Raw genomic sequence first — 15,812 nt, forward strand, 5'->3', positions numbered from 1 at the left:
TAGGAGCGAGGCTTGCCCGCGAAGAGGCCGGAGCAGCCAACACAAAACTCCCAGGCAATAAAAAACCCTGCACTTCAAAGGAAGGCAGGGCTCTTTGTTGTCGCCCGGATCAGAACAAATCGATCGGCGCCGCTTCATCCGCCGGCAACGGGCTGCCCGGCGCATTGCCATTGCCAAGCTCATTGACCGACGGTGGCGTATCTTCGGCCTTGAACAGCTCGAAGTAGGCGCCAGGCGTGCCCGGAGTGGCCGCACGGCCGCTGACCGGGTCGACACGCAGGCTGAGGATGCCTTCAGGCTCCTGCTGCGTATGCGGTGGCATGTCCTTGAGCGCGGCGCCCATGTAATTCATCCAGATCGGCAGCGCGACCGTGCCGCCGAACTCCTTGCGACCCAGGCTCTCTGGCTGGTCGAATCCGGTCCACACGGTGGTCACGTAATCGGCGTTGTAGCCGGAGAACCAGGCGTCCTTGGATTCGTTGGTGGTACCGGTCTTGCCGGCGATATCGCTGCGACCCAGGGCCAGGGCGCGACGGCCGGTGCCCAGTTTGATCACGTCCTCGAGCATGCTGTTGAGGATAAAGGTCGTGCGGCCATCGACAATACGCTCGGCCACGGCTGGCGCCTGCGGCGTCGGTTGTGTTGCGGCAGCGGCATCGCCCGGCGTGGCGTTGACGGTGAAGGCCTGGGCCGCTGGCGCGGCGATACCATCGCTGGCGGGGCCACCCTTCGGAACGGTCGGCGGGTTGGCGACGAACAGCGTATCGCCATTGCGGCTTTCGATCTTGTCGATGATGTACGGGGTGACTTTGTAGCCACCGTTGGCGAAGGTGCTCCAGCCAGTGGCGATTTCCATTGGCGTCAGGGTCGCAGTGCCCAGGGCCAGGGACAGGTTGCGCGGCAGGTCCTGCTTGTTGAAGCCGAACTTGCTGATGTAGTCGATGGTGCGATCGACACCCAGCGCCTGCAGCAAGCGGATCGACACCAGGTTGCGCGACTTGTACAGCGCCTCGCGCAGACGGATCGGGCCGAGGAAGGTGTTGGTGTCGTTCTTCGGACGCCAGACCTTGTCCAGGTACTCGTCGACGAACACGATCGGCGCATCGTTCACCAGGCTGGCGGCGGTGTAGCCGTTATCCAGCGCAGCACTGTAGACGAAGGGCTTGAAGCTCGAACCCGGCTGACGCTTGGCCTGCATGGCGCGGTTGTAGTTGCTCTGCTCGAAGGCAAAGCCGCCGACCAGTGCGCGGATGGCACCGTTCTGCGGATCGAGGGACACCAGCGCGCCCTGGGCCTGCGGGATCTGGCTGAACTTCAGCGAGTCGTCCTGCTGGCGCTGGACGCGGATCAGGTCGCCGACCTGAGCCACATCCGACGGCTGCTTCGGATTGGCGCCCATGCTGTTGGTGTTCAGGAACGGCCGGGCCCACTTCATGGTGTCCCAGTTGACGTGCTCGCTGCCGGTGCGGGTCAGCACCTGCAGGCCGTTCTTGTCGACCTGGGTGACGATGGCCGGCTCAAGGCCGCTGATGGTGCGCTGCTTGGTCAGTTCGCTCGCCCAGGCCTCGCGGGTCTTGCCCGGCAGGCGCGATTCGGGTCCGCGATAGCCATGGCGCTGATCGTAGGTCATCAGGCCTTCATGGACGGCGGTGTTGGCCAATTCCTGCAGGTTGCTCGGCACCGTGGTGGTGACGCGGAAACCTTCGGTATAGGCGTCGCTGCCGTAACGGCCGACCATCTCCGCGCGAGCCATCTCGGCGATGTAAGGCGCGTTAACTTCCGGCGTCGGCACGTGATAACTGGCGTTGAGCGGCTCGTTGATCGCAGCGGTGTAATCGGCTTCGCTGATCTTGCCCAGCTTGTACATCCGCCCCAGGATCCAGTCGCGACGCTCCTTGCTGCGCGCCGGGTTGGCGAGCGGGTTGAAGCGCGACGGGGCTTTGGGCAGGCCGGCGATCATCGCCATCTGCGCCAGGCTGATGTCACGAATCGATTTGCCGTAATAGACCTGCGCCGCCGCCTCGATGCCGTAGGCGCGGTTGCCCAGGTAGATCTTATTGACGTACAGCTCGAGGATTTCGTCCTTGGTCAGCTGCCGTTCGATCTGCAGCGCCAGGAGAATTTCGGTGGTCTTGCGGGAGAAGCTGCGTTCGCTGGTCAGGAAGAAGTTCTTCGCCACCTGCATGGTGATGGTGCTGCCGCCGGACTGGATGTGCCCGCTCTTGACCAGTTGGGTCGCCGCACGCATCAGGCTGCTCGGGTCGACCCCATAGTGGTTGGCGAAGTTGTCGTCTTCAGCACTTAGTAACGCATTGATGAAATTGGGGGGAATGTCGGCGAAACGGATCGGCGTACGGCGCATTTCGCCGAATTCTGCGATCAATTTGTTGTCGCTACTGTAGACCCGTAGCGGAATCTGCAACTGAATACTTCTCAGCGCCTCCACAGATGGCAATCCGGGGCTAAGGTAAAGAAACGCCCCGCTCAGACCCAGAAGCAGTCCGCAGAATATCGCGACGATGGACCAACCGAGAAATTTCAGCAGACGAATCAAGGCTTTTGGATATCCAGGGTAAAAATTGAAAGAAGCATCAGGGTTCAGGTTAAAGGCGAACGGCCCGCGCTAGAGAAAAGCGGAAAAAAACGCTGGGCATTATAAGCATTTTTCCACCGCAGGCGTCATTGGCGGCTAATGTCAAGACGGGTGGATGGAACGCAACACGTATTACAGAGTCCGTAACTCACGGATAGTCATAGGGAATTGCTAGTGCCAGGACTCTTCAACAAAAAAGCCAATACGCTTCTGGGTATCGACATCAGCTCCACATCGGTGAAATTGCTGGAGTTGAGCCGCCAGGGCGACCGCTATCGGGTCGAGGCTTACGCCGTCGAACCGCTGCCCGCCAGCGCTGTGACCGAGAAAAACATCGCCGAACTCGAAGGCGTTGGTCAGGCCCTCGCGCGCGTTGTGGCCAAGGCCAGAACCAGCCTCAAGAACGTTGCCGTGGCTGTCGCCGGTTCTGCGGTGATCACCAAGACCATCGAGATGGACGCCGGTCTTTCCGATGACGAGATGGAAAGCCAACTGAAAGTCGAGGCCGATCAATACATCCCCTATCCGCTGGATGAAGTCGCGATCGACTTCGAGGTCCAAGGCCCGTCCGCGCGCAACCCCGAGCGTGTCAACGTACTGCTCGCCGCCTGCCGCAAGGAAAACGTCGAAGTGCGCGAGGCTGCCCTGACCCTGGCCGGCCTGACCGCCCGCGTGGTCGACGTCGAGGCTTATGCTCTGGAACGCTCCTTCGGCCTGCTGGGCAATCACTTGACGGTTTCCCCGGAGCGTCTGGTGGCGGTGGTCGACATCGGCGCGACCATGACCACCCTGAGCGTGTTGCTGGGCGGGCGGATCATCTACACCCGCGAACAATTGTTCGGCGGTCGCCAGTTGACCGAGGAAATTCAGCGTCGATATGGCCTGACTGTCGAGCAGGCCGGTCTGGCGAAGAAGCAGGGCGGATTGCCCAGCGACTATGTCAGTGCGGTCTTGCAGCCCTTCCGCGAGGCACTGGTCCAGCAAGTCTCTCGTTCTCTGCAGTTTTTCTTCGCCTCCGGCCAGTACCACGCGGTCGACCAGATCGTGCTGGCTGGCGGTACGGCCTCGGTGTCCGGGCTGGATCGGTTGATCGAACAACAGTTGGGCACACCGACCCTGGTCGCCAACCCCTTTGCCGACATGACCTTGAACGGCAAGGTCAACGCCGCGGCGCTGGCCAATGATGCGCCAGCCCTGATGATCGCCTGCGGGCTCGCGCTCAGGAGTTTCGACTGATGGCGCGGATCAACCTTTTACCCTGGCGCGAAGAACTGCGCGAAGAGCGTCGCAAACGCTTTCTGCTGATTCTGGTCGGCGTGCTGGTCGGCACAGCAGGCGCGGTGCTGATCGCCAACCAGGTGATCAGCAGTGCGATAGACCGGCAGGTGGCGCGCAACGACTACATCAGCAAGCAGATCGCCATCGTCGACGAACGCATCAAGCAGATCAGCGATCTCAAGGCCCGTCGTCAACAGTTGATCGAGCGTATGCGCATCATTCAGGACTTGCAGGGTAACCGGCCCATCAGCGGGCGAATTTTTGACCAATTGGCGCGAACCCTGCCGGACGGGGTGTACTTCACCGAAGTGAAAATGGAAGGCAAGAGCCTGTCCATCTCCGGAGCCGCGGAATCCAACAACCGGGTTTCCGACCTGATGCGCAATCTGGAGGCGTCGGACTGGTTCGATGCGCCGAGCCTCACGGAGGTCAAGGCGACCACGGCCGGTCAGGTTGACCAGGCCAACGTGTTCCAGCTGACCGTTCGTCAGACCCAGCCCGCGGTCGCGGAGGATGGAAAATGAATCTGTCCGGATGGCTCGAAGGGCTGCGCAAGATCGATATCAACGATCTGGACACCAACAACATCGGTTCCTGGCCGCCGGCGATCAAGGTGGTGGTGGGCGCACTGGTCATGGCAATGGTGCTGGCGCTGGGTTACAGCTTCTCGACGAGCGAGCTGGAGAATCAGCTGCACCTCAAGCGCGACGAAGAGTCGACGCTCAAGGAGCAGTTCGCCGACAAGGCCCGCATGGCGGCGAATCTGGAGCTCTATACCGAGCAGATGAAGGAGATGGAGAACTCATTCGGCGTGCTGCTGCGGCAACTGCCCAGCGACACCGAGGTCCCTGGCCTGCTGGAGGACATCACCCGCACCGGCCTGGGCAGCGGCCTGGAGTTTGAAGAGATCAAGCTGCTGCCCGAAGTCACCCAGCCGTTCTACATCGAATTGCCGATCCAGATCACCGTCACTGGCGCCTATCACGACCTGGCCACTTTCGTCAGCGGCGTGGCCGGGCTGCCGCGTATCGTCACCCTGCATGATTTCGACCTGGCGCCGGCCAATCCCGATGGCGGGCCCAAGTTGCGCATGAGCATCCTGGCCAAGACCTATCGCTACAACGACAAGGGGCTGCAACCATGAGCCCGATCCGGATGATTTTCATGGCCGCGACCCTGGCGGTCCTGGCCGGTTGCGGTGGCGGGGATGACTTCAGGGATCTGGACGCCTACATGAACGAAATGCGCCTGCGGGCGCCGGGCAAGATTGAACCAACGCCGACATTCCGGTCTTACCCGACATTCACCTACAACGCCGCCAACCTGCGCAGCCCGTTTTCGCGGCAGGTCAGGGTCGATCTTGCCGGCCAGAAACGCGGCTCGCGCAACGTCAAACCGGACCCGAACCGGGTCAAGCAATACCTCGAGGGTTTCAATATCGAGCAGTTTGAAATGGTCGGCACGATCTCTAACGTATCGGGCTCCTTCGCGCTGCTGCGTGGCGCGGGCGGGGTGTACCGGTTGAAGGTCGGCGATTACCTGGGGCGCAACGATGGGCGGATCGTCGCCATCAATGCCACGCAAGTCGATGTGATCGAAATCGTCCCTGACGGCGAAGGTGCATGGCTGGAACGGCCGCGGACCATTCCTTTGAAAGAACACTCATAGTGGAACTCGAACAATGAACAGGATTCTCTCCACCCTCGGGATGTCGCTATGGATAGCGCTGCTTTCGCCGATGGTACAGGCGGCCAACCTCAAGGCGCTGGATGTCGCCGCGCTGCCCGGAGACCGCGTCGAGTTGAAGCTGGCGTTCGACCAGCCACCACCGGCACCGCGCGGCTACACCACTGAGTCGCCCGCGCGCATCGCCCTGGACCTGCCCGGTGTGGTCAACCAGTTGTCGAGCAAGACCCGTGACCTTGGCAGCGGCAATGCCCGCAGCGCCACGGTGGTCGAAGCGGCTGATCGTACGAGGCTGATTATCAACCTGACGCAGCTGACCCCGTACAGCACCCGGGTCGAAGGCAATAACCTGTTCGTTGAAGTGGGCCAGGGCAGCAAGATGGCGACTGCCAAGGCGCCAGCCGCCGCGGTGTCGACGCCAGCCCCGACTCCAGCGCGCGCCCCTGTTGCAACCTCCAAGGCCATCCGTGCGGTGGATTTCCAGCGCGGCACCCAGGGTGAAGGCAATGTGGTGATCGACCTGTCTGATCCGTCCATTGCCCCGGACATTCAGGAGCGCGAAGGCAAAATTGTCCTCAGCTTCGCCAGGACCCGACTGCCTGAACCACTGCGCGTGCGTCTGGACGTCAAGGACTTCGCCACGCCGGTCCAGTTCGTCAATGCCAGCGCTACCGGTGATCGCGCCAACATCACCATCGAACCCAGCGGTGCCTTCGATTACTCGACCTACCAGACCGACAACAAGCTGACCGTCAGCATCCGTCCGATGACGGCCGATGACCTGCAAAAGCGCAACGCCGATCGTTATGCCTACAGTGGCGAAAAGCTCTCGCTGAATTTCCAGGACATCGATGTGCGTTCGGTACTGCAACTGATCGCCGACTTCACCAACCTCAATCTGGTCGCCAGCGACACCGTGCAGGGCGGCATCACCCTGCGCCTGCAAAACGTGCCCTGGGATCAGGCGCTGGACCTGGTGCTGAAAACCAAGGGCCTGGACAAGCGCAAGATCGGCAACGTGTTGCTGGTGGCGCCGGCGGATGAAATCGCCGCTCGCGAGCGCCAGGAATTGGAATCGCAGAAGCAGATCGCGGAACTGGCGCCATTGCGGCGCGAGCTGTTGCAGGTCAATTACGCCAAGGCGGCCGATATCGCCAAGCTGTTCCAGTCGGTGACCAGTGCCGAGGCGAAAGTCGACGAACGGGGCTCGATCACCGTCGATGAGCGGACCAACAACATCATTGCCTACCAGACCCAGGATCGGCTCGACGAATTGCGTCGCATCGTCGCGCAACTGGATATTCCGGTACGCCAGGTGATGATCGAGGCGCGAATCGTCGAGGCCAACGTGGATTACGACAAGAGCCTCGGCGTGCGCTGGGGCGGTTCGGTGCAGAACAAGGGCAACTGGAATGCCTCCGGGGTGAACAACTCCTCGACGACCATCGGCACTCCCGGCAGCACCAGTACCAACACACCGTTCGTCGACATGGGTGCGGCGGGCAATACGTCGGGAATCGGCATCGCGTTCATTACCGATAACGTTCTGCTCGACCTTGAGCTCACAGCCATGGAAAAGACCGGCAACGGTGAAATCGTCTCGCAACCCAAGGTCGTCACCTCCGACAAGGAGACCGCGAAGATCCTCAAGGGCACCGAGATTCCCTACCAGGAAGCCAGCTCCAGCGGCGCTACATCGGTGTCTTTCAAGGAGGCGTCGCTGTCGCTGGAGGTCACGCCGCAGATCACTCCGGACAACCGGATCATCATGGAGGTCAAGGTCACCAAGGACGAACCCGACTTCCTCAACAAAGTGCAGGATGTACCGCCGATCAAGAAAAACGAGGTCAATGCCAAGGTCCTGGTCAATGATGGCGAGACCATCGTCATTGGCGGCGTTTTCTCAAATACTCAGAGCAAGGTTGTAGATAAGGTGCCATTTCTTGGCGATGTGCCGTATCTTGGCCGCCTTTTCCGGCGTGACGTGGTTTCGGAGAAAAAATCCGAGCTGTTGGTGTTTCTCACTCCGCGTATCATGAATAACCAGGCGTTTGCTGTGAGTCGTTGATTCTGTGCGAAATTTGATTCTTGTAGGTCCGATGGGCGCTGGAAAAAGCACCATCGGCCGTTTGCTGGCCAAAGAGCTGCGCTTGCCGTTCAAAGATTCCGATAAGGAAATTGAATTACGCACGGGCGCCAATATCCCATGGATCTTCGACAAGGAAGGCGAACCGGGCTTTCGTGATCGCGAGCAGGCAATGATTGCCGAGCTGTGCGATTACGATGGCGTGGTGCTGGCGACCGGCGGTGGCGCGGTGATGCGCGAAGCCAATCGTCGGGCGCTGCATGCAGGCGGCAGGGTGGTTTATCTGCATGCTTCCGTCGAACAGCAGGTCGGCCGTACCTCTCGCGACCGCAATCGGCCGTTGCTGCGCACGGCAGATCCGGCCAAGACCCTTCGGGATCTGCTGGCGATCCGCGATCCGCTTTATCGGGAAATCGCCGATCTGGTGGTGGAAACCGATGAGCGGCCGCCGCGAATGGTGGTGCTTGATATCCTCGAACGCTTGCAGCAACTGCCTCCCCGTTAAAGCGCGGCGCGAAATGCGCTATCCTCGGCGTCCTGCCACATCCGCTGCGGATTGTGGCGGATGGCTTCGCAGCGGCGTCACACCAGCAGATGCCGCGGATATTCGATAATTCAAGGCGGGACGCCTGATTTCATCTTCACTGTGGGGACACATGCAGACACTCAAGGTCGATCTAGGCGAGCGCAGCTACCCGATTCACATTGGCGAAGGGTTGTTGGATCAGCCTGAGCTGCTGGCCCCGCACATTCGCGGACGACAAGTCGCGATCATCTCCAACGAAACCGTCGCGCCGCTCTATCTTGAACGTCTGACCCGCAGCCTCGCGCAGTTCTCGGTGATTTCCGTGGTGCTGCCCGATGGCGAAGCTTTCAAGAACTGGGAAACCCTGCAACTGATCTTCGACGGTCTGCTGACCGCGCGGCACGACCGCCGCACCACGGTGATCGCCCTCGGTGGCGGCGTGATCGGCGACATGGCCGGTTTTGCGGCGGCCTGCTACCAGCGCGGCGTCGATTTCATTCAGGTCCCGACCACTTTGCTGTCCCAGGTCGACTCTTCGGTCGGCGGCAAGACCGGGATCAACCACCCGCTGGGCAAGAACATGATCGGCGCGTTCTATCAGCCGAACGTCGTGCTGATCGACACCGCTTCCCTCAAGACTCTGCCTGCGCGCGAGCTGTCCGCCGGCCTGGCTGAAGTCATCAAATATGGTCTGATCTGCGACGAGCCGTTCCTGACCTGGCTCGAAGACAACGTGGACCGCCTGCGCAGCCTGGATCAGCAAGCCCTGACCTACGCCATCGAGCGCTCTTGCGCGGCCAAGGCCGAAGTTGTCGGCGCCGACGAAAAAGAGACCGGCGTGCGCGCCACGCTCAACCTGGGCCACACCTTCGGCCACGCCATCGAAACCCACATGGGTTACGGCGTCTGGCTGCACGGCGAAGCGGTCGCCGCGGGCACGGTGATGGCGCTGGAAATGTCGGCGCGCCTGGGCTGGATCAGCGAACAGGAACGCGATCGCGGCATTCGTCTGTTCCAACGTGCCGGTCTTCCGGTCATTCCACCTGAAGAAATGACCGAAGCCCATTTCCTAGAGCACATGTCAGTTGATAAAAAAGTGATCGACGGTCGTTTGCGCCTGGTGCTGCTGCGCCACATGGGCGAAGCGGTGGTGACCGACGATTATCCGAAAGAGGTTCTACAGGCCACGCTGGGAGCGGACTATCGCGCCCTGGCTCAGCTTAAAGGTTAATAAGAAAGCGATGACTAGTTTGCATGCCGACGAGGCGTTCCTCGGCCATTACCAGTTGAACCATGACCCTTTCGCACCACGGGTCCCCGGCTTCAAGTTTTTCCCGGCCCAGCGCAAACCTGTGCTCGGCCAGTTGCATCATCTGGCGCGTTACAGCCAGCTACTACTGGTAGTCACGGGCCCGCAGGGCAGCGGCAAGACCCTGTTGCGTCAGGCGCTGGTGGCCAGCACCAACAAGCAATCGGTACAGAGTGTGGTGGTTTCCGCCCGTGGCGCCAGTGATGCCGCTGGCGTACTGCGCCAGGTTGCGCAGACGCTGGAGGTTGCTCAGGCCGAAGTCGGCGACATCCTGGATCAGGTGGTGCAGCTGGCGCTGACCGGACAGGAAGTCTATCTGCTGGTGGATGACGCCGAGCAGCTCGACGACTCTGCCCTGGAAGCCTTGATGGCGCTGGCTGCCGGTGCGCCGGAAGGCCGTCCGCATGTGTTCCTGTTCGGTGAGTCCTCGATGATCGCCAAACTCGACGCTTTGCAGCTCGAGGAAGAGCGTTTCCACGTCATCGAATTGCAGCCTTACACCGAAGAAGAAACCCGCGAATATCTCGACCAGCGACTCGAAGGCGCAGGCCGGGGTATCGAACTTTTTACCGCGGATCAGATCTCTGATATTCACGAAAGCTCCGAAGGCTGGCCTGGAAACATCAATCAGGTCGCCCGCGATGCGATGATCGAAGCCATGATTGCCAGCCGCACAGCGGTCAAGCGTCCAAGTATGGGGTTCAATATGCCGAAGAAACACGTATTGGCGATTTCCGCCGTCGTTGTGGTCGCGGTAGCCGCCGCCTGGTTGATGCCGGGTCGCAGCAAAGCACCGACCACGGGTGCACCGGCCAATGAACAGGCGCAACTGCCGCTGGGCCAGGGACAACCACAGGCGGGCGGTGCGCCGGCCGTGGAATTCGCCGGTAACACGCAGCCAATGCCATTGCCGTTGGTCGGTAATTCGCAGCCGGTTATGCGTGAGCCTCTGGCTGAAGCCGCTGGTGGTATCACAGAGGGCGACGATGGCGTGCCGTTGGAAGGCTCCAGCGCGACGCCGCCGACCGTCACCACCATCGCACCGCCTGCGGGCGTGCCTGCCGGCCCTGCGCCGACGCCGGTGACCAAACCGACCCCGGCACCGACTCAAATCGCAACCGCCAAGCCTGCACCCGCTCCGGCACCTGCTGCCAAGCCTGCTCCGGCACCAGCCAAGCCAGCTGCTGTCGCCACTGCCAAGACTGTCGAGAAACCCGCCGTTGCTCCCGCCAAGGCCGCCGGTGGCACCTGGTATGCAGGTCAGGCGCCGGGCAACTATGTAGTGCAGATCCTCGGCACCAGCTCCGAAGCGACCGCTCAGAACTTCGTCAAAGAGCAGGGCGGCGAGTACCGCTACTTCAAGAAAGTCCTCAACGGCAAACCGCTTTACGTCATCACTTACGGCAGCTTCACCAACCGCGATGCAGCCGTAACCGCCATCAAGGCCTTGCCAGCGAAGGTTCAGGCTGGTAAACCTTGGCCTCGCACTGTCGCCAGCGTCCAACAGGAACTGGCAACAACTCGCTGAAGATTCGGCGGCCTTACCCAGGCCGCCTCTCCCGGCACCTCAAAATTTCTGCAACGCATGCGGCTTTCGGGCCGCGTGCGTTGTGGTGTCTGCGTCACAGTAGTCTTTGAGTCGTAGCGGTCGAAACTAAAAAAGTTTTGACTAGCACAGCAGATCGCTTTAAACCTTTCATAAATGCGACACGGATTTGCGACATTTCGTCGCCAAATTTGTGAGCCCTTGTGTCGGTGTGTACAATGACCTCCCTTTTGCTTCCGCAAAGCCGGCGTACGTTCGGCGCGGATCGCAAGTGGTTGAATTGAAAAGAAATTTGCCTCGTTGAGGGGCAGCCTGGTGAGAAAGTGTCTATGAAAGCAGGTCTGTACCAACCAGATGAATTCAAGGATAACTGCGGTTTCGGCCTGATAGCCCATATGCAGGGCGAGCCCAGTCATACCCTTTTGACAACGGCCATCGAGGCCCTGACCTGCATGACCCACCGCGGTGGGATTAATGCCGACGGCAAGACCGGTGACGGTTGCGGTCTGCTGATTCAAAAGCCCGACGCGTTCCTGCGAGCCATCGCCCAGGAAACCTTCGGCGTCGAAATGCCCAAGCAATATGCCGTGGGCATGGTCTTCTTCAACCAGGACCCTGTAAAAGCCGAAGCCGCTCGCGAGAACATGAACCGCGAGATCCTGGCCGCCGGCCTGCAGCTGGTCGGCTGGCGCAAAGTGCCGATCGACACCAGCGTCCTCGGCCGTCTTGCCCTCGAGCGCCTGCCGCAGATCGAACAAGTGTTCATCGGTGGTGAAGGCCTGAGCGATCAGGACATGGCGATCAAGCTGTTCAGCTCCCGTCGTCGTTCGTCCGTGGCCAACGCCGCCGACGTCGATCACTACATCTGCAGCTTTTCCCACAAGACCATCATTTATAAAGGCCTGATGATGCCGGCGGACCTCGCCGCCTTCTATCCGGACCTGAGCGATGAGCGCCTGCAAACCGCGATCTGCGTGTTCCACCAGCGCTTCTCCACCAACACCCTGCCGAAATGGCCGCTGGCTCAACCGTTCCGCTTCCTGGCGCACAACGGCGAAATCAACACCATCACCGGCAACCGCAACTGGGCCGTGGCCCGTCGCACCAAGTTCGCCAACGACCTGATGCCCGACCTCGAAGAGCTCGGTCCGCTGGTCAACCGCGTCGGCTCCGACTCCTCCAGCATGGACAACATGCTCGAGCTGATGGTCACCGGTGGCATCGACCTGTTCCGTGGCGTGCGGATGATCATTCCGCCAGCGTGGCAGAACGTCGAAACCATGGACCCGGATCTGCGTGCGTTCTACGAATACAACTCGATGCACATGGAACCGTGGGACGGCCCGGCCGGCGTGGTAATGACCGACGGTCGCTACGCGGTGTGCCTGCTCGACCGTAACGGTCTGCGTCCGGCGCGTTGGGTCACCACCAAAAACGGTTTCATCACCCTGGCCTCGGAAATCGGCGTCTGGGACTATCAGCCTGAAGACGTGATCGCCAAGGGCCGTGTCGGTCCTGGCCAGATTTTCGCCGTGGACACCGAAACCGGTCAGATCCTCGACACCGACGCCATCGACAACCGTCTGAAGTCCCGTCATCCGTACAAGCAATGGCTGCGCAAGAACGCCCTGCGCATCCAGGCGACCATGGAAGACAACGACCACGGTTCGGCTTTCTACGACGTCGACCAGCTCAAGCAATACATGAAGATGTATCAGGTCACGTTCGAAGAGCGCGACCAGGTGCTGCGTCCGCTCGGGGAACAAGGCTACGAAGCCGTGGGCTCGATGGGCGACGATACGCCGATGGCCGTGCTGTCCCAGCGCGTGCGCACGCCGTACGACTATTTCCGCCAGCAGTTCGCGCAGGTCACCAACCCGCCGATCGACCCGCTGCGTGAAGCCATCGTCATGTCGCTGGAGATCTGCCTCGGTGCCGAGCGCAACATCTTCCAGGAGTCGCCTGAGCACGCTTCGCGCGTGATCCTCAGCTCGCCGATCATTTCCCCGGCCAAGTGGCGTTCGTTGATGAACCTCGACCGTCCGGGCTTCGAGCGGGCGATCATCGACCTCAACTACGACGAAAGCGTCGGCCTCGAAGCGGCTATCCGCAGCGTTGCCGATCAGGCTGAAGAAGCCGTGCGTTCCGGCCGTACCCAGGTTGTGCTGAGTGACCGTCACATCGCACCGGGCAAGTTGCCGATCCACGCCTCCCTGGCTACCGGTGCGGTCCACCACCGCCTGACCGAAAAAGGCCTGCGTTGCGACTCCAACATTCTTGTTGAAACCGCGACCGCTCGCGATCCGCATCACTTCGCCGTGCTGGTCGGTTTCGGCGCCTCCGCCGTTTATCCGTTCCTGGCCTACGAAGTGCTGGGAGACCTGATCCGTACCGGTGAAGTGCTGGGCGACCTCTATGAGGTGTTCAAGAACTACCGTCGGGGCATCACCAAAGGCCTGCTCAAGATCCTGTCGAAGATGGGTATCTCGACCATCACGTCCTACCGTGGTGCGCAGCTGTTCGAAGCCATCGGTCTGTCCGAGGAAGTCTGCAACCTGAGCTTCCGTGGCGTGCCGAGCCGCATCAAGGGTGCGCGTTTCGTCGACATCGAAGCCGAGCAGAAAGCCTTGGCCGCCGAAGCCTGGAGTCCGCGCAAGCCGATCCAGCAGGGCGGTCTGCTGAAATTCGTCCACGGTGGCGAATACCACGCCTACAACCCGGACGTGGTCAACACCCTGCAAGCCGCCGTGCAGCAGGGCGACTACGCCAAGTTCAAGGAATACACCTCGCTGGTGGACAACCGTCCGGTGTCGATGATCCGCGACCTGCTCAAGGTCAAGGTCCTCGACAAGCCGCTGGACATCAGCGAAGTCGAGCCGCTGGAATCGGTACTCAAGCGCTTCGACTCCGCCGGTATCTCCCTGGGTGCCCTGTCGCCGGAAGCTCACGAAGCCCTGGCCGAAGCCATGAACCGCCTCGGTGCGCGTTCCAACTCCGGTGAAGGCGGCGAAGATCCGGCGCGTTACGGCACCATCAAGAGCTCGAAAATCAAGCAGGTCGCCACCGGTCGTTTCGGTGTGACCCCTGAATACCTGGTCAACGCCGAAGTGCTGCAGATCAAGGTTGCCCAGGGCGCCAAGCCGGGCGAGGGCGGTCAGCTGCCAGGCGGCAAGGTCAACGGTCTGATCGCCAAGCTGCGTTACGCAGTACCGGGCGTGACCCTGATCTCGCCACCGCCGCACCACGACATCTACTCGATCGAAGACTTGTCGCAGCTGATTTTCGACCTCAAGCAAGTCAACCCGAAGGCGCTGGTCTCGGTGAAGCTGGTGGCAGAAGCGGGCGTCGGCACCATCGCCGCCGGTGTGGCCAAGGCCTATGCCGACCTGATCACCATCTCCGGCTACGACGGCGGTACCGGTGCATCGCCGCTGACCTCGATCAAATACGCGGGCGCTCCGTGGGAGCTCGGCCTGGCCGAAACCCACCAGACCCTGCGTGGCAACGACCTGCGCGGCAAGGTCAAGGTGCAGACCGACGGCGGCCTGAAAACCGGCCTCGACGTGATCAAGGCGGCCATCCTCGGCGCTGAAAGCTTCGGCTTCGGCACCGCACCGATGATTGCCCTGGGTTGCAAATACCTGCGTATCTGCCATCTGAACAACTGCGCCACCGGCGTTGCGACTCAGAACGAGAAGCTGCGCAAGGACCACTACATCGGTACCGTCGACATGGTGGTGAACTTCTTCACCTACGTCGCCGAAGAAACCCGTGAGTGGCTGGCCAAGCTGGGCGTGCGCTCCCTCGAAGAGCTGATCGGTCGTACCGATCTGCTGGACATCATCGAAGGCCAGACCGCCAAGCAGCACCACCTGGACCTGACCCCGTTGCTGGGCAGCGATCACATCCCGGCGGACAAGCCTCAGTTCTGCGGCGTTGAGCGTAACCCGCCGTTCGACAAAGGCCTGCTGGCCGAGAAAATGGTCGACATGGCCGCCTCGGCGATCAACGACCTGAGCGGCGCCGAATTCGCCCTGGATATCTGCAACTGCGACCGTTCCATCGGCGCGCGGATCTCCGGTGAAATCGCTCGCAAGCACGGCAACCAGGGCATGGCCAACGCGCCGATCACCTTCCGCTTCAAGGGCACCGCTGGTCAGAGCTTCGGCGTCTGGAACGCCGGTGGCCTGAACATGTACCTGGAAGGTGACGCCAACGACTACGTCGGCAAGGGCATGACCGGCGGCAAGCTGGTGATCGTTCCGCCGAAGGGCAGCATCTACAAGACTCAGGACAGTGCCATCATCGGCAACACCTGCCTGTATGGCGCCACTGGCGGCAAGCTGTTCGCCGCCGGTACCGCGGGCGAGCGTTTCGCCGTGCGTAACTCCGGTGCCCACACTGTCGTGGAAGGCACTGGCGATCACTGCTGCGAATACATGACCGGTGGTTTCGTCTGCGTACTGGGCAAGACCGGTTACAACTTCGGCTCTGGCATGACCGGCGGTTTCGCCTACGTGCTCGACCAGGACAACAGCTTCGTTGACCGGGTCAACCACGAACTGGTGGAAATCCAGCGAATCAGCGGCGAGGCGATGGAAGCCTACCGCAGCCATTTGCAACGCGTGCTGAACGAGTACGTCGAGGAAACCGACAGCGAGTGGGGTCGTGAACTCGCCGAGAACCTGGATGACTACGTGCGCCGTTTCTGGCTGGTCAAGCCGAAGGCTGCCAACCTGAAGTCGTTGCTTTCCAGCACCCGTGCCAACCCGCAGTGATATGCGCCTG

10 protein-coding genes are annotated in these 15,812 nt (G+C 61.2%); 9 read left to right on the top strand and 1 reads right to left on the bottom strand.

The genetic code is table 11. The features are described from left to right. Positions 1–109: 109 nt before the first annotated feature. Positions 110–2,551, bottom strand: a complete 2,442-nt coding sequence (locus tag K9857_RS12045; protein ID WP_411961561.1) for a penicillin-binding protein 1A — start codon at positions 2,549–2,551, stop codon at positions 110–112. 216 nt (positions 2,552–2,767) lie between these two features. Here K9857_RS12045 and K9857_RS12050 point away from each other — a divergent pair, with 216 nt between their 5' ends. The 9 genes from K9857_RS12050 (at position 2,768) to gltB (ending at position 15,802) form a co-directional block, all read left to right on the top strand. After that, complete coding sequence (locus K9857_RS12050) at positions 2,768–3,829, top strand: pilus assembly protein PilM (protein ID WP_224535988.1); 1,062 nt, start codon at positions 2,768–2,770, stop codon at positions 3,827–3,829. Then, on the top strand, positions 3,829–4,395 hold the full coding sequence (locus K9857_RS12055) for a PilN domain-containing protein (protein WP_175375341.1): 567 nt from the start codon (positions 3,829–3,831) through the stop codon (positions 4,393–4,395). Before K9857_RS12050 ends, K9857_RS12055 begins: the two co-directional genes overlap by 1 nt. Continuing rightward, positions 4,392–5,015: a type 4a pilus biogenesis protein PilO gene (gene pilO / locus K9857_RS12060; RefSeq protein WP_224535990.1), complete on the top strand. Its 624-nt coding sequence runs from the start codon at positions 4,392–4,394 to the stop codon at positions 5,013–5,015. Before K9857_RS12055 ends, pilO begins: the two co-directional genes overlap by 4 nt. After that, positions 5,012–5,539, top strand: a complete 528-nt coding sequence (locus K9857_RS12065; protein WP_224535992.1) for a pilus assembly protein PilP — start codon at positions 5,012–5,014, stop codon at positions 5,537–5,539. Before pilO ends, K9857_RS12065 begins: the two co-directional genes overlap by 4 nt. A 13-nt stretch (positions 5,540–5,552) precedes the next feature. Next, positions 5,553–7,625: a type IV pilus secretin PilQ gene (pilQ, locus tag K9857_RS12070; RefSeq protein ID WP_224535994.1), complete on the top strand. Its 2,073-nt coding sequence runs from the start codon at positions 5,553–5,555 to the stop codon at positions 7,623–7,625. 4 nt (positions 7,626–7,629) lie between these two features. Continuing rightward, positions 7,630–8,148 (top strand): shikimate kinase AroK, encoded by a 519-nt coding sequence (gene aroK, locus K9857_RS12075; protein ID WP_056725695.1) that lies wholly within the window; start codon positions 7,630–7,632, stop codon positions 8,146–8,148. Positions 8,149–8,299: 151 nt separating this feature from the next. Continuing rightward, positions 8,300–9,400: a 3-dehydroquinate synthase gene (aroB, locus tag K9857_RS12080; RefSeq protein WP_224535996.1), complete on the top strand. Its 1,101-nt coding sequence runs from the start codon at positions 8,300–8,302 to the stop codon at positions 9,398–9,400. Positions 9,401–9,410: 10 nt separating this feature from the next. Further along, positions 9,411–11,006 carry an SPOR domain-containing protein gene (locus tag K9857_RS12085; protein ID WP_224535998.1) on the top strand — a complete coding sequence of 532 codons (1,596 nt, stop codon included), beginning with the start codon at positions 9,411–9,413 and terminating at the stop codon, positions 11,004–11,006. 347 nt (positions 11,007–11,353) lie between these two features. Next, positions 11,354–15,802 (top strand): glutamate synthase large subunit, encoded by a 4,449-nt coding sequence (gltB, locus tag K9857_RS12090; protein ID WP_224535999.1) that lies wholly within the window; start codon positions 11,354–11,356, stop codon positions 15,800–15,802. Positions 15,803–15,812 lie beyond the last annotated feature (10 nt).

Origin of the sequence: Pseudomonas sp. REP124, assembly GCF_020164475.1 — a bacterium.
Lineage (GTDB): Bacteria > Pseudomonadota > Gammaproteobacteria > Pseudomonadales > Pseudomonadaceae > Aquipseudomonas.

Excerpts from the sequence above, each read along its gene's own strand:
- K9857_RS12055 (WP_175375341.1), top strand. The coding sequence starts at position 3,829 with ATGGCGCGGATCAACCTTTTACCCTGGCGCGAAGAACTGCGCGAAGAG.
- K9857_RS12085 (WP_224535998.1), top strand. The coding sequence starts at position 9,411 with ATGACTAGTTTGCATGCCGACGAGGCGTTCCTCGGCCATTACCAGTTG.
- pilQ (WP_224535994.1), top strand. The coding sequence starts at position 5,553 with ATGAACAGGATTCTCTCCACCCTCGGGATGTCGCTATGGATAGCGCTG.
- gltB (WP_224535999.1), top strand. The coding sequence starts at position 11,354 with ATGAAAGCAGGTCTGTACCAACCAGATGAATTCAAGGATAACTGCGGT.
- pilO (WP_224535990.1), top strand. The coding sequence starts at position 4,392 with ATGAATCTGTCCGGATGGCTCGAAGGGCTGCGCAAGATCGATATCAAC.
- aroB (WP_224535996.1), top strand. The coding sequence starts at position 8,300 with ATGCAGACACTCAAGGTCGATCTAGGCGAGCGCAGCTACCCGATTCAC.
- K9857_RS12065 (WP_224535992.1), top strand. The coding sequence starts at position 5,012 with ATGAGCCCGATCCGGATGATTTTCATGGCCGCGACCCTGGCGGTCCTG.